A 19,027-nucleotide genomic window follows, 5' to 3' on the forward strand; every position below is an offset into this window, starting at 1 on the left:
CCGCTACAGCTTGCAGCGCGTGTCGGCGGCTGGGCTTCGGAGTTCGACGAGGTAGTCCTCAACGGCCTTGTTGACGCAGGCGCTGGTGGCGGCGAAAGCGACGGTGTGCTGGTTGCCCTCGACTGTGAGCGCGGTACCTCCGAGGGCTGCGGCCAGCTTAAAACCACCTTCGTAGGGGGTGGCGGGGTCGCCGGTGATCGAAATGGTCAGCGTCGGGGGCAGACCCCTGATGCCCGTGGAGTAGGGATAGCTGAGAGTCGGTGTGGCGGGCCAGAATTCACAACCGTCGCGGGCTCCGTCCGCGCCACGGCCGGGGTCCAGGAACGGAGCGACGCGATAGATGTCTCGCCGCAGGTCGGTTTCTTGTTCGGGGGAATGGCGCTGCTCGTCCATGCAGTTGATCGCGTAGTTGGCGTCGGCGATATTGGGCCAGCGGCCGTCGGCGCCGCGGCCGCCGAAGGCATCGCCGATCTTGCGGAGGGTATCGCCGTGCCCGGTGCGGATCTGGGCGAGGCCGGCGGTGATGACGGGCCAGACAGCCGAGTCATAAAGCCCGGCGATCACGGACCCCACCGCGAGTGGATAGTCCGCAATTCGGTTGTCTCCCGCCGGAATTGGATGGTCCAGCAGCGGTCGCACAATGCCCTGAAATTCCGTGACGGCCTGGCTCGCATCGGTGCCCAGGGGACAGTCGGGGCGGGTAACGCAGTCGGCGGCCATGGCGTCGAAGGCTCGCTGGAAGCTCGTGAACTGCGAAATTCGCCGCTCGGAAGTGCCGGTGGTGGGATCGATTCCACCGTCGAGCACCATCGCGCGTACTCGATCGGGGAAGAGCTCGGCGTACACCGCGCCCAGTCGTGTGCCATAGCTCTGCCCGAAATAGGACAGCTTGGTGTCGCCGACAGCGGCGCGCAGGATGTCCATATCCCGTGCCGCGTCGCGGGTTCCCAGGTGGGCGAGCGTCTCTCGGCCTCCGGAGCCCTTCGCGCAACGGTCGACGACTGCGCGGGTGTCCGAGTCGGTGAACCGGCCCACCGTAGCGGCGGTGGGGAAAACCGCTGCGCCACTGTCATCTTCGGCATCGCTATAACAGCGCACCGACGGGCTGGAAGCACCGACGCCACGCGGATCGAAGCCGACCAGATCGAACCGCTCGCTGAGCTTGCTCTGGGCCCAGGTTGTCGCCCCCGCCGCGGCCATACCCATCCCCGGCCCGCCCGGCCCACCGGGATTGAGCAGCAGCGACCCGATGCGCTCGCCCCGTGCGGGCACCTTCAGCACCGCTATGCGCATCGTGGCCCCGCCCGGGTCGGCGTAATCACGCGGTACCTCCAGCCGACCGCACCCGAATCGGGGATCGGCGAACGCCTTCTCGTCCGATGCGGTGGTCGCGTACCCGTCACACGAGGCGAACACCAGTTTCTGGTCATAGAACCGTTGCAGGCGCTCGGAATCCGACTGTGTGCCGGAGCAAGCGCCGAGCGCCATGGTCAGCGCCACGACCGAAGCGGTCGTGGCGAAAACCTTCATCCCCGCGGCCACGCGAATATCCCACGCCATTGCGCTCCTCCTCACTGATCTTCGCCAGGTATTTCCGCCTCAGTGGCTGTGCCCCATCGGCGAATACACAAACACGCGAAGTCCGTTCGCGGCCGTCGCAACGCCGGGCGGCGAGAACAGGACGGGACAGATTCTCAGATCGGCTCGGCCCGTTGCTCTTTCGAGCTCCGGTGCTCGGCCAGGAATGCCAGCACATCGGTGTTGGCGCGGTCGCCGACGTCGACGGGATAGTTGTGTCCGGCTCCTTCGTAGGTGACGAGGCGGGCGTCGGGCAGCGTCTCGGCCAGCCGCACTCCCGCCGCGTACGGCACCGCCTCGTCCGCGGTGCCGTGCAGCACGAGTGCGGGTGCGGTCAGAGCGGCGACCTTGTCGGGGGTCATGTCGTACCCCGCGATGGCGAGGTCCTGGGCGTAGACACCGCGTGCGGAGAAACGCATGCGGCAGAGTACGTCGAGGTCGCGTTCGACCGCCTCCGGCGACGCCATCGGACCGTAGAGTCGCTTGCGCAGTAGGGGTTTCAGCAGGCGGGCCGGTACGCGATACCTGAGCTGGCGGGCCAGGAAACCCGGCGGCGGCGGTAGCGGGTGTTCGGGACTGCGCATCGCGGTGCAGCCCAACACCATCGATCGCACCCGCTCGGGCGCGTCGTGGGCGAGCTGCAGGACTATCCCACCGCCCATGCTCACGCCGTAGAGATGCGGCTCCGCGACACCGGCGGCGTCCATCACCGCGCGTACGTCGGCGGCGAGATCGGCGACGGTCGCGGAGTCGGTGGCATCGCTGGTGCCGGTGCCACGGTTGTCGAAGTAGATCACGCGATACTGCTCGGCCAGCGCCGGAAGCGCCGGATACCACATGTCACTGGAGAACAGGTGGCCCATGACAAGCACCACCGGCTCGCCCGAACCCTGCTCTTCCCAGTGCAGGCGCACGCGCCCGCTGGGGGTGTCACTGATCGTGTACGGCATCGTCCGCCCTTTCGAGTCGTTGAGCGCGCAGCGCCGAGCGGCGCACCTTGCCGGCGTCATCCCGCAGCGGCTGGTCGACGATTTCCAGGCTCCGCGGCAGTTTGTAGGGCGAGAGGCGCTCCCGCAGAAACGTCAGGACGGAATCGAATTCGAGCTCGGCGGACGACTGCACGATGGCATGCGGCACCGCCCCGAGATCCTCGTGCGGCAGCCCGACCACGCACGCGTCGTCGATATCGGGGTGCTCGGCGAGAGCGGCTTCCACCTCGGCGGGGTAGACATTGGATCCGCCCACGAGGATGACATCGGTATCGCGATCGGTGAGGTAGAGATAGCCCTGCTCGTCGAGACTGCCGAGGTCGCCGAGCGACTCCCAGCCGCCCTCACGGGTGCGGGCCGAGCCGCCGAGATAGGTGTACGCGGCCGGGGCGTTCGCGCCGCGGCGCACCCACACCTCGCCCACCTCACCGGGCCGAAGTGCGGTGCCATCGGGACCGAGCACGGTGATCTCCCCGACCACCGCCGGCCCGACCGATCCGGGATGCTCGAGCCAGTCGTCCCCGGTGATCGCGGTGGCCGCCTGTGCCTCGGTACCGGCGTACACCTCGAGGATCCGCTCGCCGCCGAGCCAGTCGATCCAGGCGCGCTTGAGCCAGGGCGGACAGGGCGCGGCCATGTGCACCACCAGGTCCAGCGATGAGAGATCATGCGCGGCAAGCACTTCGGGCTCGAGACGCCAAATGCGTTGCATCATCGTGGGAACGGCGTACAGCCACTGAACTCGATGGGAGGCGATATCGGCCAGCAGCGTGCGGGCGTCGAAGCGCCCCTGCAACACCACGTGCGAGCCCCGCAGCAGCGCCAGTGCCGCGAACATGAAGGGCGCGTTGTGATGGAGCGGGCCGGGCACGGCTACGGTGCCCCCGGCGGGAATGCCCAGCACGTCGGCGAAGCCGATGACCTCGTCGAGCAGTGCCGCATTACCGGCGACGACCACCTTGGGGCGACCGGTACTGCCTCCCGAGGCGGGTGCTTTCCACGCGGGTGAAAAACGCCGGGGCAGCGGGTCCGCGGACTCGTCCGGCTCGGCGACAGCGGGCAATCGCAGTTGATCCGTACCGTCTGGCAGCCCGACCACCCCTGCCGGGTCCACCACCTCCAGAATGGCCTGCAACTCGGCTGGTGTGAGTCGCGAAGACAGGGGCTGCGGCACCGCGCCGAGCTTCCACGCCGCGAACGCCGCGGTCATGAATGCCGGGGAGTTCTCGAGCATGATCGATACGTACGAGCCGGAGGTGACGCCCAGCCGAATCCATTGGCGGGCCAGTCGATTGCTGTCGCGATCCAACTCGACCCAGGTGAGAGTGTCCGCGCCGCGGGTGACGGCGGGCGAATCCGGCCGCGCTGCCGCGTAATCGGCGAGCACCTCACCGAATGTTCTTGTCGCAGTGTTCATTTCCCGCTCCTTTCGGCACCGAGCCGGGTGGCCAGACCGCCGGTGATAAAGTCGCGGTAGAGCGCGACGACCTGATCCTTGGGAATGTCGGGGTTCGCCAGCCACCAGCGCCCGAGCTGTTCGCCGACGCCGCTGATGGCGTACGCGAAGGGGGTATCGATCGCGTCGCCGCCCGAGAAATGCGCGACCATCTCGGCGATGCGATCGATCGTGTGCTTGCGCAGTCCGGCCAGTTGCTCGGCGAACTCGGGTGTGAGTGCGGTGCTGGGGTTGAACAGCACCATCCAGCGGCGTGGGTCGCGCTCGAGCAGGTCGAAGAAGATCTCGCCCGCGCGTTGCATCACGACCTCGATACTGGCTCCGGCCTCGATGAGCACCTCGGGCTCGCGGACCCGGTGTTCCAGTTCCGCGCGAGCTCGGCGCGCGCACTCGAGAAAGATCGCGTCCTTGCTTTGGAAGTGCGAGTAGACGATCGGCCGGGTCACTCCCGCTTCGCGCGCGACGTCTTCGATCGAGGTGGCCTCGAAGCCGCGGGTGGCGAACAGGCGCTCGGCGATGTCGAGTATCTGGGTGGCGCGTGCTTCACGAGACATGCGGGTGCGTCGCTGGGGTGCCGGAGTGTCCACGTCGGTCAGTCTGCCCGACGGCGGTGCGGGTTCGAGCCGCGTGATCACGGCATGCTCCGGGTTTTCGCCCAGTCCCACCACAGGGTGGCGAGATCGGGGCCCTGGTTGTCCACGAGCGGACCGGTGCCGGGGCCGGGCCAGCGGTGCGTCATGCCGTTCACCAGCACGTAGTCGATCAGTGAGGTGTCACCGCCACGCGCGAAGTACTTCGAGTACGTGTACGAGTGCTTGTTCGGATCGTTCACCTGCACCACCGATTCCGGAACATCATCGACCGGGCCATCGAGGGTGCCGCTCATCGCGAGGTCGTCGATCGCGGCCCAGTGGGTGACCAGACGCGTCGCGAAATACGGTGGCACAGTGGTGTCTTGGTCACCCTGGACCACCATGACCGGCACCGGACGCGCCCGCGGGCCCATCTCGGCGAAGGCTCGCTCGGCGGTGTCCACGGGTCCGAGATTGACCGGGTCGAGCCGCCCGGCCGCATCTCGGCCCGCCTCGTTGATCTTGTACTCGCCGCCCGCCATCGACATCACGGAGGCGTAGACATCGGGGTAGGTGACTCCCATGATCACCGCGATGCCCGCACCGGAGGACGCGCCGAGCACATGCACCCGGGAGCGATCCGCGCCGAATTCGGTGATGACCTGTTCGGTGAGACCGGCGATCAGTGCGGGCTCGCCTTCACCGCGCTGTTGATGGGCGGCGTCGTCACCGTTCCAGCAATTCAGGCGCAGGCCCCGCAGGGGATCCTGCGACGGATAGACCACCAGGAAACCCTCGCGGTCGGCTACCGCGTTGAGGTTGGTCATGTCCTTCATCGAGTTCAGGGTGTAGCCGGTCATCGCGCACCCGTGCACCGCGACCACCAAAGGCAAAGGGCGGCCGGAAGATTGAGCGGGCGGAACGTGCACCTGATAGCTCACCGCGCCCGCGTTCCCGACGAAGCTCGCGGTGCGGTCGTAGCCCTGCGAGCCGGGTTCGGCGTGCGCGGCGCTCACGCCGGTGAACATGACGGCGGTGAGCGCCGCGGTGAGGCTGGTCCGAGCCAGCACGGCTCGGACGCAGTGAGAGTTGTTCATCGGGTTACCTCCGGTTGTGCGGCCTTGCGGCGATCGCTCTCGATAGTGGTCATTGCGCCGGCTACACCGAGCGCACATGTCAAGCAGGACAAGGGAAGTAGCCACGCCATGCTCGTATGAAGGCCGAGCGCCGACGCGGTGATCTCGGCGGTGGCGGTGGCGTTGCCGGCGAAATGCTCCGACAGCGCGCCGGTCAGTACCGGCCCGAACGCGCCGCCGAGTAGATAGAAGGCCGCGAAATAGATCGCGACTGCGGAGGCGCGCCGACGCGCCTCGACAATTTCCGAAACAGCGGGCAGCGCGACCGGCTGCACCATGTTGATCAGCACCGATGCGAGCGATAGCAGGACGATGAATCCGACCGCGCCGCTCGGCGACAGATCGAATGCCGCCCACGCGAGCGGGGCCGCGGCCGCCATGCCGACGGCGGCCACCGCGAGACGCGCGACCGATGAGCGGCGTCGTGCCCGGTCGGCGACCGGCCCCGCGATGAGCACGCCGACCAGTCCCGCGACACCCATCACCAGGCCCGCGCCCGTTCCGGCTTCGGACAGGCTCAGCCCGAAGTAGCGCTGCAACAGTGGCACCAGGAACGTCGCCACCGAATAGCTGCTGATCTGCAAGCCGATTCCGGCCACGATCAGCCACCACATCGTCGGGATGCGCAGCAGCGCCCAGAGTGCTCGGCCGCCACGCTCGCGCTCTTGCTGCTGGGCGGTCACTGGAGGTCGCTCGGGCATCGGTGCCACGAGCAGCAGTCCGGCGACCACGAGACCGGGGATCGCGGCGATAAAGAACGGCGTCCGCCAGGAGCCGAACGCTTCGACCAGCGGACCGGTGGTGAAGAAGGCCAGCAGCAGACCCAGCGGCAGGCCGAGTTGCAGCATTGCCGTTGCCCGCGAACGCTTTTCGACCGGGAACATGTCGAAGACGGTGGCGTTGGCGGCCGGGGCATATGACGCCTCGCCGACACCGACGCCGAGCCGGAAGATCAGCAGCGCCGCGAAACTCCATGCTCCACCGCTGGCCGCGGTGAGAAAGCTCCACAGCACCAGGCCGCCGACCATGATCATCCGGCGCGATCGCCGGTCCGCCATGCGCCCGAGCATGATCCCCGCGAGGGCGTAGATCACGGTGAAGCCGCTCATCAGCACGCCGAGCCGGGTGTCACTGAGGCCGAACTCGGCCTTGATGTCCTCAGCGACGATCGTCGGCAGGGCACGGTCGTAGAAGTTCAACACATTGGCCACCGCGAGCAGGCCAACCAGACGCCAGGCATAGGGCGGGATGACGGGCGGCGCGTTCCCGTCGGCATTCGAGCTGCCGGTCGAGTCGTGCGGGGGAAACGTCCTGCTGATCGGCATGGCGTCCTTCGAGCTGCGTGACTGGCGTCACTTTAACTTTACAGCGCGTAACTATAAGTAGACACGATGTAACCGTCAAGGGTGCCATTCGGCGAATATGCGAGGAGAGTGATGGGACAAAGGTGCCGTTGCGGTGCTACGGTGATGGGACCAAAGTCCCATCACTATCGAAGGTAGCGATATGCGCGTCTTCATTACCGGTGGCACCGGCCTGATCGGCTCGACCGTCATCGCCGAACTGCTCGACAATGGCCATTCCGTCCTCGCGCTCGCGCGCTCGGATTCCTCGGCCGAAGCGCTCACGGCCGCAGGTGCGGAACCGATTCGGGGCGATCTCGCCGACCTGTCCACGCTCCGCGCCGGCGCTGCCCGCGCCGACGGCGTGATTCACCTGGCTTTCGACCATGCCGCTTTCGGCAGCGCCGAGGCGGTCGGGGTGGCCGTCGCGCAGGAGGGCGCTGCGATGGCAGCGCTGGGGGACGAGTTGATCGGCAGTGATCGCCCGCTGGTCACGGTCGCGGGTACACCGGGGGTCCCGGGACGGGCGTCCACCGAGGCCGATCCGTCCCCGATCGAAGGGCTTGTCGGCGGGCGCGGTCATTCGGTGAACGCGATTCTGGAGCTGTCCGCGCGTGGTGTGCGCAGTGCGGCGGTGCGGTTGCCGCGCACCGTGCACAACGACGGCAAGGGTGGATTCGCGGGCATGCTCACCGATATCGCCAGGCGCACAGGGGTTTCCGGCTACCCTGGTGATGGCGCTCAGCGCTGGCCCGCGGTGCACGCGCTCGATGCGGCCGTGCTGTTCCGGTTGGTTCTGGAGAGTGCGCAGGCCGGAACCGTGTGGCATGCGGTCGCCGATGAGGGTGACGCCGTGCGCGATATCGCTGCGGTCATCGGCCGCAGGCTCGGGCTCGAGGCAAAGTCCGTGCCGGAGCAGACATTCGGTCCGCTCGGGGCGATCTTCGCCACCGATCAGCCGTCATCGAGCGCCCATACCCGGCAGGTGCTGGGGTGGGAGCCCAAACACCCCAGCCTGCTCGAAGACCTGGAGAACATTGAGCCGTGATCGGCTGAGGACGGAAACCTGGACTCGCCGCATTGCAGTCGACTCTGAAGGGTGAGACTGGTTGCGGCGCAACCAGTCTCCTATTCGATTGACGTGGCGGGCAGTAGCAGGCCATCGGTGACTGTCCAGGTCGATCCGTCGGGGTCAACGCCGGTCAGCCCTTCCAGATATGCGGTCCCGACCAGTGCCAGTGCGGCGGGGTCGGCGATGGTGGTGACGATCGTGTCGCGGGCGGACCAGGCGGTCGACCACAGGAGCCGCCGGGTCATCTGCGCCCAGCCCAGGCGCGGTCCCGTCATGACCCACAAATCCGTTGGGGCGGTAGTGAATCGGCGGGCTTGGCGCAGCCATGACGCCGCGGTCTCGGGCCAGGTGATGTGGTCGGCGATCCGCCCGCCGTCACGTTCCCATTGGTCCGTGACCGCGGCCATCGTCGCTATCGCGGTGGGTGTGCGTCCCGATCCCAAGGTCAGGGTTCGGGCACCCCGCGCGCGAGCCGCAGCAATGATGGCGGCGATCTCGGCGTCGGTGGCCGTGGGGATGTCTTCACCCGCGCGGGATAGGTTGTGCAGCAATGGTGTTGGGGACGCGGCCGTCATCGGTTGCCTTCCTTCCAGATGAGATAGCGGTCAGGGCAACAGTTCGCGCACGGTCGATAGCCCGCCGCGACCGCCGTAGCCTCGTCCGCGAAGAACACCCGGTACTTCACGTAGTGTCCGGCCGCGATCGCCCGCACCGCCGAGCGGCAATCCAGCCGCCCGTAGATCCTGCTGCGCCGATGCCCACCCCACAGTCCCGGTGTCTCGGAGCGATAGGCATTCCCGGCGGCATCGAGCAGCAGATAGGTGCGAGACGGTTCAAGCGCCATCGCGGACTACCGGTTCGGTGGCGCTCATGCGGCGGTCTCCAGATCCAGCAGCAAATGCTTGGCCTCGGCCCCGCCGACATATCCGCCCAAGCTGCCGTCGGCGCGCAGCACCCGATGACACGGCACGACCACCGGCAGCGGATTGGTCGCACATGCCGTGCCGACCGCCCGCACCGCCTTGGGGTTGCCGACCAATTGGGCGACCTCGCCGTAGCTGCGGGTCTGCCCGTACCCGATCTCGGGCAGATGCTGCTGCACGATCTGCCGGAACCCGTGCGAGAGCGAAAGATCCAGCGGCAGATCGAAAGTCGTGCGCCGCCGGGCGAAGTACTCGTCGATCTCACGTACGGCCTCGTAGAGGCGTCCCGGTGCCCGCAGGATCCGCGGGCTCACCTTGTGGGCGAGGGTCTCGAGGACGCCGTCGTGGCCTTCCCTGGCATAGGCCACCCGAATCAGGCCCCGCGGTGTGGCGGCCAAGAGCAACTGCCCGACCGGGGTGTCCATGGTCGTGTAGGCGACGTCGATCAGCTCGGCCTGCTCGGCCTTGCGCTCGAGCAGTCGGTGCAGCCGACCCATCGTGTCCTCGTCCACGGAGGCGGACAGAGCGGCGAGCACGTCATCATCGTGGTGCAGCTCGTTCATCGTGTCGCTCCTTTCAATGTCGCGTCCGGATAGGTTTTGCGCAGGTTCTTGACACCGTCGGCCGCGGCGCGGCGCGCGGCATCGGTACTGCCGCCGAGAATCTGCGCGATCTCGGTGTAGGGCAGTCCGGCCACATAGTGGTAGGCGATGGCTTGGCGTTGTTTGTCCGGCAGTGCGGCCACGGCCGCCCAGACTCCGGCATCGTCGGCCCCGACGACGCCGTCGCCGATCGGTTCCTCGGGCATCTGCTCGACCGGCAGTGGGTTGCGGTTGGCAGCCCGGACCGCGTCGATCGCTTTGCGGTGGGCGATGGTCACCAGCCACGCCTCGATATTCGCGGTCTCCGGAAGATCCGGGTACGCGCGCATCGCGGCCAGAAATGTTTCCGACCAGGCGTCCTCGGCATCGTGCGCACCGAGGACGACCCGGCAGACCCGCAGCACGGTGGGCCCGTATTCGGTCACTATCGCCTCGAACGGTGGCTTCACGCTCAGAACAGCCTTCCCGCGCTGACCGTCGCCGGCTCCTCGAGCTCGAGCAGCGCGCGCTTGCGCTTGAGCCCGCCCGCGTATCCGGTCAGCGATCCGTTCGCCCCGATCACCCGATGGCACGGGATGAAGATACACAGCGGATTGGCTCCCACGGCCTGTCCGACCAGGTACGCCGCGGATCGGTCACCGAGCTGTTCGGCGATCTGCCCGTAGGTGATGGTCGCACCGAACGGAATCGCGGCGACCTGCTCCCACACCTTCCGCTGGAAGTCGTTGCCGGACGGGCTCATCGGCAGATCGAAGTCGCGCCGCTGCCCGAGCAGATACTCGAACAGCTGACCGGCGGCTTCACCCAGGACAGGATCATCGGCGAAGGACACCTCCGGCCCGAACAGCTCCTGGGCCGGTCGCCGGATGTGATGCCGGAAATACACGCCGCTGACAGCCTCATCGGTCGCCACGATCGTGACGGGGCCGAGCATGGCGGTGTCGATCACCACGTGCCGAGTAGTCATCTGCCATCCCTTCTCTCGTTCTCACCCTGTAGACGTTCGGCGGGCACAGAACGTGAGATCGGATCTCGAGATCGCAGATCTTCGTCAGGACGCGGTGGCTCGATCACCGCGTTCCGGGCCGAGAGACGATGCCGGACATGGTTCCTCCGGTTAGCGGACGAGCGCGGTGGGAACCCTTCCCTGTGAGTCCGGACCACGGTGCTCAGTGCCATCGGATCATGAGTTGTGGAGGTTGCCATGGTCTTCGCGGCGTTACCGTCAGCTTGCGGTGCGGCCATTGCCGAATCGATGAAGCGGCCGAGTTCAGCGAAAGACACCGCATCCCGCTCCTCAGCGGCGTCCGGGAGAGTTCGGCTGATGGGGTTGCTGCGTCGAACTCTGAGCACGTAGACGCGCCAGAGGTGGCAGTTGTGCTGGTGCTCTGAGATCGCACAGCACGCACACCGGATCTCCACATTCCGGCGCTAGATTGGCGGCTGTGAATCGAACGGGGCTGGTGTCGGCTGCCGAGGTGGCGCACTCGGTGGTCCGAGTTGGGCTGTCGCTGGCCATGATTGGCTTCGGGATGGTGAAAGTCATTCCGACGCAGTTCATTGTCTTCACGCTGCCCGGGGAGATGGTGGTGTCATTGGGTGAATCCTCGCCCTCGGGGATGCTGTGGAAGTTCATGGCGACATCGACGCCCTATACGGTCATCGCGGGCACGGTGGAGGTGATCGGCGGGCTGCTGTTGATCTTCCGGCGCACCGTCTTGCTCGGGGCGCTGGTGTGCATGGTGGCGCTGATCCAGGTGAGCACGTTCAATATCGCCTATCACGTACCCGTGCTCGCCCCGCCACTGATCATGCTGGGCATGGCGTTGGTGGTGTCGATGCCGTGGTGGTCGCGGCTGATCGATATGCTGTTCCGGAACCGGGATTCTGCGGCGCTGCCGCGGCCCCGGGGCGATCGTCGAATTCGTTTGGCGGGCATCATCGCTCACACAGTGACCGCGGTGCTCGTCATTGTGTTCATGGGGGCCAACGGCATTCGGACCTATCACAACTACACCGAACGCCTCTCGTCCCTCGATGGCGTATGGGCGGTGGACGAGTTTCGTGGCGATGGCCTCCGCTGGGTACGGGTGGCGATCGATGACCGCCCTGCCTCGCGCCGCCTGGTCCTCATCCGCGAGAACGGTGAGCTGACCGAGCAGGGTTTGACCGTCGCGGAAGCGGTACTGCACGTTGGTGAATGGACGCTGCGCTACACGCAGCAGTCCGACGCACGGCTGCATCTCACCGGCGATTTCGACGGAACCTCGGTGGATACGACCCTGCGCCGTATCCCACTGCACACCGAATCGCGCGATTTCCGCTGAGCCGCAACGCACCGACGGCGCGGGCACAGTGCTTCTGTCGCCGAAGACAACGTCGAGCCCGGGATTTCTCCGTTCGGTACAGTGACTCAGACACCGGCGCTCATTGATACTGATGGCTCGTTCGAAGGGTTTCCGGTTTTCCGGCGTTGTAAGGGGATATCAAGGTGCGCAACACGTTTCGTGATCCGGGCATTGCCGATGGTGAGTTGTCCCGATACGTGGTGACGGTGGGTGACGATCCGGCCGAATATCAGGTCACCGCGCTGGTCGAGCACCAGGGTGAGACGGGTTACCGCACGGATCTGACCGTGGAGATGCCGGACGATTTCAGCATGCGGGTCGCGCAGGTCTTCGATCGCACCGGCGGCCGGTTGTCGACGGTCAGCTACTCCGCCGAGAGCAAGCTGGGGGAGACCGTGGTCAGCCGCGAGGAGGGCAATTTCGTCGGCACCTCGCATCTCCAGTTCGGCGGCAAGGTCGAGCCCTTCCCTAGCCCCCTCACCTCCCTGCTCGGCGGTGCGACAACCTTCCGAGGACTCGATTTCACCAAGGGCGCCAAGGCGACCATCAGCCTCTGGCTCGCCTACTCGATCCACTGGCCGGTGGAGGTCAAGGTCGAAAAGCGCACCACCATCGATATCGCCGCCGGCCGATTCGAAGCCTGGCAGGTGAAAGCCAAGCCCAGCTTCGCCCACATCAACGGCCTGTTGGACAAGGTGATTCACGGCATCCTCCCCGCCTTCACCCTCCACTTCGAGGCCGCCGCCCCCCATCGCATGCTGCGCTTCAGCTTCCCTACCGGCCCACTGCCTTGGGATCCCAAGGGCCTGGTCCAACTCGCCGAGGCGTAGCGGAGTCCCGAGTTCGGTGGCCGCCCGCTCGAGTCATTCACCGCGCTCCTGGTCACCGGTGCCCGGTTCGAATGGCCGGCGCATGTCGGAAGTCGTCCTGGTCCTCGGCCGTCGCAGTGATGATCGTTCCCGTTGTCATTGGTCTGATGCCGCTTCGGGCGGGTAATAGCAAATTCGCATGTGGCACAGCGCGTTTCACTGCTCTAGCACCCTCCCCTCAGTGGGGAATCCCACACTCGCGAGGGTATGGAAAGTGTGTCACCGTGGGTTCGACAGTTGAGAGCGGCAGAGCGGCCGGGAGATCGACTCCGGAGGGAGTTCTCATGTCGATGGCAGTGATTGTGGTACTTGGGATTTTGATGCCGGTCATGGGTGTAACCGCCGCGTACGTCACCGTGGCCGCCACCTACTGGTGGGAGACGCGGCGCGTTCGCGCTCCCCGCCGCACCGCAGGTGACGGTGTCCGCGCCGACGTCGCGGCGCCATCGTGGCGAATCCGGTTGACCTAGAACGGGCGAGATAGCACAGCTGATTCAGTGATCGTGCCGCCCTTTCCGCGTCGGGACGGGCGGCAGGGTGTGACCGAGGATCTTCTCGGTTCAATGCGCTCACGATCCGCCCTCCAAGACGATAAGCCCCGAGTCTGCATCGCTGCACGGCCCCAGGGAAACCTATGATCCCTAGGCTTTGGCTTAGGATGCGTAGGAGGAGGTTGGATGTCACCCAGGGCCGGTTTGACCAGGGAGCGGGTTGTCGCGGCGGCGGCGGAGTTGGCCGATGAGATCGGGTTCGACAGGCTCACGTTGTCGGCGCTGGCGCGGCGGGTGGGGGTGAAGGATCCGAGTCTGTATGTGCATGTGCGGAATCTGCATGATTTGCGGGTACGGGTGGCGTTGCTCGCCAGTGCGGAGTTGAACAACCGGATCGGGGCTGCCGTTGCCGGGCGCGCCGGTAAGGAAGCGCTGGTGGCGTTCGCGAATGCGTATCGGGGGTACGTGCTCGAGTATCCGGAACGGTACGCGGCGACGCAGATTCGGATGGATCCGGCCGAGATCGCCGGTGAGCCCGCGTTGGTGCGGAGCATCGAGTTGACCACGGCGGTATTGCGCGGGTACGGGCTGGGGGAGTCCGAGGGATTGGACGCGGGCCGCTTGCTGCGCAGCACTTTTCACGGTTTCGCGACGCTGGAGGCCGGGGGTGGGTTCGCGCATTCGCGTGGCACCGATGAGTCCTGGGCGCGGATTCTGGACGCGCTGCACACCTCGCTGTCGGAGTGGCCCGCCTACTGAGCGGGGCTGTGCGCGCCCAGCAGTTGGGTTGCGACGGTGGTGGTGTGGCGCACGAACGCGTCACGGTCGGTGCCCAGATTGCCCTCGGTCCATTCCACGAAGAGCGAGATCAGGGCTCCGAACAGGGCCGAGAAACGCATGCGGACCTCAGGGTCGTCGGGGGATCCGGGGAACAGGTGGCCCAGCGCGGCGGTGGTGAGGGCGGGGATCGTCTCGCGTACATGGCGACGCAGGCGCATATCGGCGACGGGTTCGACCAGCAGGATCCGGCACAGTCGCGGGTCGGCCTCCATCGCCCGCGCGGCGGCGTCGACGATCGCGGGCAGGTCCTGTGCCGCGACCGCGATCGCCACGGCCTGCTCCAATTCCGATAACGCCGCGGCATAGACCGCGTGCAGCAGCTCGTCGGTGTCGGAAAAGCTCTCATAGAAGAACTTCTGACTCAGCCCGGCTTCCCGGCACACCGCCCGCATGCCCAGTGCGGCAACACCTTCCGTGCCCACCACGCTCACACCCGCGGCGATCAGCTGTGCGCGCCGGTCGGCGACGCGCTCGGTGGCGGTGCGTCCGCCGTAGCCTCTTTCGACCCATAGTCGGCCATAAGCCAAACGATAGAATGTAATGGTGCAGTTGCGTTACCAGTACCGGGTGTATCCCACGCCGGGCCAGCGGGAGTCGCTGGCACGGGCGTTCGGGTGCGCGCGGGTGGTTTACAACGACGCACTGGCCGCGAGGCGGTCCGCGTTCGAGAACCGGTTGCCTTATGTCCCCGACGGGGAATTGTCTGCGCGGTTGACCGCGGCCAAGAAAACGCCGGAGCGGGCGTGGTTGGGTGAGGTGTCGTCGGTAGTTCTGCAGCAGGCCCTCGCGGATCTGAACAGCGCATACCGCAACTTCTTTCAGTCCGCGAACGGCACACGCAAGGGATCGAGGGTGGCGCCGCCTCGGTTCCGGTCCCGCAAGGACTCCAGGCAGTCGGTGCGTTTCACCCGTAATGCCCGATTCGCGATCACAGCGGGCGGGAAGCTCCGGCTGCCCAAGATCGGGGACGTGAAGGTGGCGTGGTCGCGGGCGTTGCCTTCCGATCCGTCGTCGGTCACGCTCATCAAGGACTCGGCGGGACGCTATTTCGCCTCGTTCGTCGTCCAGGTGGGCAACGAATTGTTGCCGCTGGTGGATTCCGAGGTGGGTATCGACCTGGGACTCACCACGTTCGCGGTGTTGTCGAACGGGCGCCGGATCGAGTCTCCGACGTTTCTGCGTCGGGCCGAGCGCAGACTGGCCAAGGCGCAGAAAGTGTTGTCGCGCAAACAGAAAGGCTCAAACAATCGCGCCAAGGCGCGGCTCAGGGTGGCGCGGGTACATGCGAAAGTCGCTGATACGCGTCGGGATTGGGTTCACAAGCAGTCTTCGACGATCATCGATGAGAACCAAGCGGTGTACGTCGAAGATTTGTGTGTGAAGGGCCTGGCCCGCACGCGGTTGGCGAAGTCGGTGCACGATGCGGGCTGGTCGATGTTCACCACTATGCTGGCCGAGAAGGCCGCTCGGCGCGGCCGGTATTTCGGGAAGGTAGACCGGTTCTTCCCGTCGTCGCAGATCTGCGCGGGGTGTGGGCATCGGGACGGTCCGAAACCATTACATGTGCGGATCTGGATGTGCCCGGTGTGTGGGGCGGTCCTGGATCGTGATCTCAATGCGTCGAACAATATTCTCGCCGCCGGTCGGGCGGAGAGGTTAAACGCCTGTCGAGCGGACGTAAGTCTTTCCGTGTGAGCGGGAAGCAATACCGTGCAGAAGCAGGAACCCACCCAGAGCGCCCATCAGGGCGCTCGCGGGAATCCTCGACCTTCAGGGCGGGGAGGACGTCAACACTTCAATCAGGATCACCTGATGTACGACGGTGAGTCCCTTTACGACCTCATCGACGCCGTGCAGACGGCCGGTCTGCTACCCGGCCCGGCGACAAGGAAATTCGCCTGGCTCATGCGCGGCGCGGGACTGGCCACTCGCGTGGCGACCACGCTCGGCCGCCGCTGAGACCCCGCTCAGGACCTCGGATCGATCGGGGTCTCGGGCCGGAACGCCGCTTCGATATGCGCCCCGGCGGCCAGCGCCCGGCGTTCGGCGAACGGTGCGGTGATGAGCTGCACCCCGATCGGCAGCCCCTCGCTCGATAGCGCCGCCGGAACCGTAACCGCGGGCAGCGCAAGGTAATTCGCTGCGACGGTGAGTCGCTGAGCGTCGTACATCGTGGCCACCGCCGCGGTCCCGCCCAGGTCGTATCCGACCGGCCACGGCAGTTGCCCCGATACCGGCCCCAGCACGATCGGATACTCGTGCAGGAACAGTGACCACGCCGCGCGCACGCGCAGCCGCTCACCGAGTTCGGAGATGTATCCCGCGAGATCGAGCGGCGGGAACAGTTCGAGCGCCGCACCGAGGAACGCGTTGAGCCCGGCACTGCCGACCTGGCGCATGAATTCCAGTCGCTGGGGCAGCAATTCGGTGGAGACCAATCGCCCGTAGGAGGTCGTGGCTTCGATCAGCTGCGGCGGGGTCTGCTCGGTGACCGGGTGCCCGGCATCGGCGAGCGCGTCGGCGGCACGCCGGACCGCATCGCGGACCTGAGGGTCGAGGCTGCCCGCTCCGCCGTCGAAGGTGACCGCGACGGCGGGTGGTGTGGCATCGGGGGAGTCGAGCACCGGAATCCAAGAGGGATCGCGAGGATCATCGGCGAGCAGCAGTTCGAAGACCACTGCGAGATCGCGCACCGATCGAGCCAAAGGTCCTGGCGCGGCGAACAATTGATTCGTCGGTGTCGGCGCGGGCCCGGGCAGGCTGGACGCCACCGCGACCCGGCCCGGGGTGACGCGCAGCGAGGCCACACCGGTGAACGCCGCAGGGACCCTGAGCGATCCGCCGAAATCGGTGCCCAGTCCCAGCGGGGTCATCCCCGTCGCGACCGCTACCGCGTCACCACCGCTGGAACCGCCGGGGCTGTGAGAAGCGTTCCAGGGGTTGAGGGTTGGACCGTTGGTGTCATTGTCGGTATGCCACCGTGTGGCGAAGTCCGGCATATTGCCGCGGGCGATCGGGATGGCACCCGCTCGCCGCAGCGCGGCGACCGCCGGGGCATCCTGCGAGGCCACCGCACCCGCGAATGCCCCGACGCCCCAGCTGGTCGCGCCACCGGCGACATCGAGATTGTTTTTCACGGTGAACGGAACCCCGGCCAGCGGCCCGCGCGGCCCGTCTCCGCGATCGATCGCGGCCGCCGCGGCGAGCGCGGTATCGGCCAGCACCGAGGTCGTGGCGTGGACGACCGGATCGATATCGGCGATGCGGCGCAGATGCGCGGACACCACCTCGGTGGCGCTCACGTCGCCGGCGGCGATCATGCCTGCCAGGGTTTGCGCGTCTTGGGTCCATAATGCGGTGGACCGAGTGGTCGTCACTACTGACTCCTGGATGGGTGGGCGAGTATGGTCACCCAAACCTTCGGTCGTGCAATGGCACTCGATCAACAGGTGTTCGGTCAACGCTTCATCAGCGTGGCTAAACCTTGCGGAGATCGGGTGGCGGGCCCGGTCCGGATATTGGCGCATCGGGTCCCCGGGCGTGGCACCTGCACCGGCATACGGTTCGAATCATGTCGTACGAACAGCATCCCGAAATCACTCATCGAGCCGTGGCCGCATCCGCCGCTGATGGCGCGGCGGTCGTCGCCGAATTGCGCGATCGGGCCGAAATCGCCGACGCCCTCTACCGTTTCGCGCTCGGTCAGGATCTGAAGGACAAGGAGCTGTTCGCCTCGGCGTTCACCGTCGACGCCGAACTGGATTTCCGGCCCGCGGCCGCGAAATGGGGAGCGAACCCGCCCGTCATGACCGGGCGGGACGCCATCGTCAGCACCATTCTCGCGATGGTCACCGGGCGCGTGGACACCACCCACCAGGTCACCAATGTGCGGGTGCGGGTCGAGGGCGACACCGCTTATATGACCGCCCTGGTCGAAGCCCAGCACCTGCTCACCGCCGCACCGCAAACCCGTGCGCTGCTGAAGAATCCCTACATTCTCGAACTCCGGCGCGACGGCGAGCGCTGGCTCATCCACCGAATGCGCATCGAAAACACCTGGTACACAGGTGATCCGACCGCGATCTTCGGCTGATCGCCGCTATTGCCGTGCCCGGGCGTTGATCTCGCGAGGCTTGAGCACCCGGGTGTCCGCGCCGGACTCCGCGACCGAGATCATCGCGCGCCCGATCTCCCGATTGTCGTTGACCGCGTTCGGTGCCAGCCGTTTGAACAGCGGGATCAACGGCCCGGTCACCGCGTAGGCGGCGCGATACAGCGGGGTCTTGGAGACCACCCCGTCCATCGGCTGCACGAATCCGGGCCGAAACATGTATCCCTGGAACGGAAGTGCGAGCAGATCGTTTTCCGTCTTACCCTTGACCCGACCCCACATCGACCGTCCCTGCTCGGTGCTGTCGGTGCCCTGCCCGGAGACGTAGATGAACGTCATCTTCGGATTCGCCGCCGCCAGCGTATTCGCCACTCGCAGCGTCAGGTCATAGGTGATCCGCCGATAGTCCTGTTCCTTCATGCCGACCGAGGACACCCCGAGGCAGAAGAAACAGGCGTCGAACTCCGCCAATTCCCCGGCGATCGCCGACAGATCGGACGGATCGGACTGAATCAACTCCCGCAGCTTGGGATTCTCGATCCCCAGCGAACTGCGCCCGACAGCCAGCACCTGCCCAACCCGATCATCACGCAGGCACTCCGCGAGTACCCCCTGACCGATCATCCCGGTCGCACCGAACAGAATTACCTTCATGCCGGAATCCTGCCTCATCGGCAGCGGAATGGCGGGGACCCGG

22 protein-coding genes are annotated in these 19,027 nt (G+C 66.5%); 8 read left to right on the top strand and 14 right to left on the bottom strand.

Annotation, left to right across the window (positions count from 1 at the left end; translation table 11 throughout):
- Positions 1-3: 3 nt before the first annotated feature.
- From ACFC4D_RS13860 to ACFC4D_RS13885, 6 genes are all read right to left on the bottom strand, one after another.
- The gene (locus ACFC4D_RS13860) at positions 4-1,560 is read right to left on the bottom strand and encodes an alpha/beta hydrolase (protein WP_376063149.1); all 1,557 of its coding nucleotides are present in this window, start codon (positions 1,558-1,560) and stop codon (positions 4-6) included.
- 134 nt (positions 1,561-1,694) lie between these two features.
- A complete protein-coding gene (locus tag ACFC4D_RS13865; RefSeq protein ID WP_376063151.1) occupies positions 1,695-2,528 on the bottom strand; it encodes an alpha/beta fold hydrolase in 834 nt (277 codons plus the stop codon).
- Positions 2,509-3,984, bottom strand: coding sequence for an AMP-binding protein (locus ACFC4D_RS13870; protein WP_376063153.1), 1,476 nt, complete (start codon positions 3,982-3,984; stop codon positions 2,509-2,511). The genes ACFC4D_RS13865 and ACFC4D_RS13870 overlap by 20 nt, the downstream gene beginning before the upstream one ends.
- A complete protein-coding gene (locus ACFC4D_RS13875) occupies positions 3,981-4,658 on the bottom strand; it encodes a TetR/AcrR family transcriptional regulator (protein WP_376063154.1) in 678 nt (225 codons plus the stop codon). Before ACFC4D_RS13875 ends, ACFC4D_RS13870 begins: the two co-directional genes overlap by 4 nt.
- Positions 4,655-5,692 (bottom strand): alpha/beta hydrolase family esterase, encoded by a 1,038-nt coding sequence (locus ACFC4D_RS13880; protein WP_376063156.1) that lies wholly within the window; start codon positions 5,690-5,692, stop codon positions 4,655-4,657. The genes ACFC4D_RS13875 and ACFC4D_RS13880 overlap by 4 nt, the downstream gene beginning before the upstream one ends.
- On the bottom strand, positions 5,689-7,056 hold the full coding sequence (locus tag ACFC4D_RS13885; RefSeq protein ID WP_376063158.1) for a spinster family MFS transporter: 1,368 nt from the start codon (positions 7,054-7,056) through the stop codon (positions 5,689-5,691). Before ACFC4D_RS13885 ends, ACFC4D_RS13880 begins: the two co-directional genes overlap by 4 nt.
- A gap of 181 nt (positions 7,057-7,237) precedes the next feature.
- On the opposite strand from ACFC4D_RS13885, the gene ACFC4D_RS13890 reads away from it, so the two are divergent.
- Positions 7,238-8,122 (top strand): SDR family oxidoreductase, encoded by an 885-nt coding sequence (locus ACFC4D_RS13890; RefSeq protein WP_376063159.1) that lies wholly within the window; start codon positions 7,238-7,240, stop codon positions 8,120-8,122.
- Positions 8,123-8,202: 80 nt separating this feature from the next.
- Here ACFC4D_RS13890 and ACFC4D_RS13895 read toward each other — a convergent pair whose 3' ends face one another.
- From ACFC4D_RS13895 to ACFC4D_RS13915, 5 genes are read right to left on the bottom strand one after another with little or no spacing between them, the layout of a single operon-like run.
- A complete protein-coding gene (locus ACFC4D_RS13895; protein WP_376063160.1) occupies positions 8,203-8,721 on the bottom strand; it encodes a hypothetical protein in 519 nt (172 codons plus the stop codon).
- Positions 8,718-8,990 carry an Ada metal-binding domain-containing protein gene (locus ACFC4D_RS13900; RefSeq protein WP_376063161.1) on the bottom strand — a complete coding sequence of 91 codons (273 nt, stop codon included), beginning with the start codon at positions 8,988-8,990 and terminating at the stop codon, positions 8,718-8,720. Before ACFC4D_RS13900 ends, ACFC4D_RS13895 begins: the two co-directional genes overlap by 4 nt.
- A gap of 24 nt (positions 8,991-9,014) precedes the next feature.
- A complete protein-coding gene (locus ACFC4D_RS13905) occupies positions 9,015-9,632 on the bottom strand; it encodes a methylated-DNA--[protein]-cysteine S-methyltransferase (RefSeq protein WP_376063163.1) in 618 nt (205 codons plus the stop codon).
- Positions 9,629-10,120, bottom strand: coding sequence for an RNA polymerase sigma factor (locus ACFC4D_RS13910; protein ID WP_376063165.1), 492 nt, complete (start codon positions 10,118-10,120; stop codon positions 9,629-9,631). The genes ACFC4D_RS13905 and ACFC4D_RS13910 overlap by 4 nt, the downstream gene beginning before the upstream one ends.
- 2 nt (positions 10,121-10,122) lie before the next feature.
- Positions 10,123-10,638, bottom strand: a complete 516-nt coding sequence (locus ACFC4D_RS13915; protein ID WP_376063166.1) for a methylated-DNA--[protein]-cysteine S-methyltransferase — start codon at positions 10,636-10,638, stop codon at positions 10,123-10,125.
- Between the two features lie 478 nt (positions 10,639-11,116).
- On the opposite strand from ACFC4D_RS13915, the gene ACFC4D_RS13920 reads away from it, so the two are divergent.
- The 4 genes from ACFC4D_RS13920 (at position 11,117) to ACFC4D_RS13935 (ending at position 14,138) form a co-directional block, all read left to right on the top strand.
- Complete coding sequence (locus ACFC4D_RS13920; RefSeq protein ID WP_376063167.1) at positions 11,117-11,998, top strand: hypothetical protein; 882 nt, start codon at positions 11,117-11,119, stop codon at positions 11,996-11,998.
- A gap of 164 nt (positions 11,999-12,162) precedes the next feature.
- A complete protein-coding gene (locus ACFC4D_RS13925; protein WP_376063169.1) occupies positions 12,163-12,849 on the top strand; it encodes a hypothetical protein in 687 nt (228 codons plus the stop codon).
- 368 nt (positions 12,850-13,217) lie between these two features.
- Positions 13,218-13,358, top strand: a complete 141-nt coding sequence (locus ACFC4D_RS13930) for a hypothetical protein (protein WP_376063170.1) — start codon at positions 13,218-13,220, stop codon at positions 13,356-13,358.
- Between the two features lie 207 nt (positions 13,359-13,565).
- Positions 13,566-14,138, top strand: a complete 573-nt coding sequence (locus ACFC4D_RS13935) for a TetR/AcrR family transcriptional regulator (protein WP_376063172.1) — start codon at positions 13,566-13,568, stop codon at positions 14,136-14,138.
- Here ACFC4D_RS13935 and ACFC4D_RS13940 read toward each other — a convergent pair.
- Positions 14,132-14,746 carry a TetR/AcrR family transcriptional regulator gene (locus ACFC4D_RS13940; RefSeq protein ID WP_376063173.1) on the bottom strand — a complete coding sequence of 205 codons (615 nt, stop codon included), beginning with the start codon at positions 14,744-14,746 and terminating at the stop codon, positions 14,132-14,134. The genes ACFC4D_RS13935 and ACFC4D_RS13940 overlap by 7 nt on opposite strands.
- Positions 14,747-14,762: 16 nt before the next feature.
- Here ACFC4D_RS13940 and ACFC4D_RS13945 point away from each other — a divergent pair, with 16 nt between their 5' ends.
- Positions 14,763-15,914, top strand: coding sequence for an RNA-guided endonuclease InsQ/TnpB family protein (locus ACFC4D_RS13945; RefSeq protein ID WP_376063174.1), 1,152 nt, complete (start codon positions 14,763-14,765; stop codon positions 15,912-15,914).
- 117 nt (positions 15,915-16,031) lie between these two features.
- On the top strand, positions 16,032-16,178 hold the full coding sequence (locus ACFC4D_RS13950; protein ID WP_376063175.1) for a hypothetical protein: 147 nt from the start codon (positions 16,032-16,034) through the stop codon (positions 16,176-16,178).
- A gap of 8 nt (positions 16,179-16,186) precedes the next feature.
- On the opposite strand, the gene ACFC4D_RS13955 is transcribed toward ACFC4D_RS13950, so the two are convergent.
- Positions 16,187-17,596 carry an amidase family protein gene (locus tag ACFC4D_RS13955; protein ID WP_376063176.1) on the bottom strand — a complete coding sequence of 470 codons (1,410 nt, stop codon included), beginning with the start codon at positions 17,594-17,596 and terminating at the stop codon, positions 16,187-16,189.
- A gap of 194 nt (positions 17,597-17,790) precedes the next feature.
- Between ACFC4D_RS13955 and ACFC4D_RS13960 the strand changes: the two genes are divergently transcribed.
- Positions 17,791-18,312, top strand: coding sequence for a nuclear transport factor 2 family protein (locus ACFC4D_RS13960; RefSeq protein WP_376063177.1), 522 nt, complete (start codon positions 17,791-17,793; stop codon positions 18,310-18,312).
- Between the two features lie 6 nt (positions 18,313-18,318).
- Here ACFC4D_RS13960 and ACFC4D_RS13965 read toward each other — a convergent pair whose 3' ends face one another.
- Positions 18,319-18,984 carry an NAD-dependent epimerase/dehydratase family protein gene (locus tag ACFC4D_RS13965; protein ID WP_376063179.1) on the bottom strand — a complete coding sequence of 222 codons (666 nt, stop codon included), beginning with the start codon at positions 18,982-18,984 and terminating at the stop codon, positions 18,319-18,321.
- Positions 18,985-19,027 lie beyond the last annotated feature (43 nt).

The sequence above is a fragment of the Nocardia sp. NPDC056000 genome (assembly GCF_042269265.1).
Lineage (GTDB): Bacteria > Actinomycetota > Actinomycetes > Mycobacteriales > Mycobacteriaceae > Nocardia.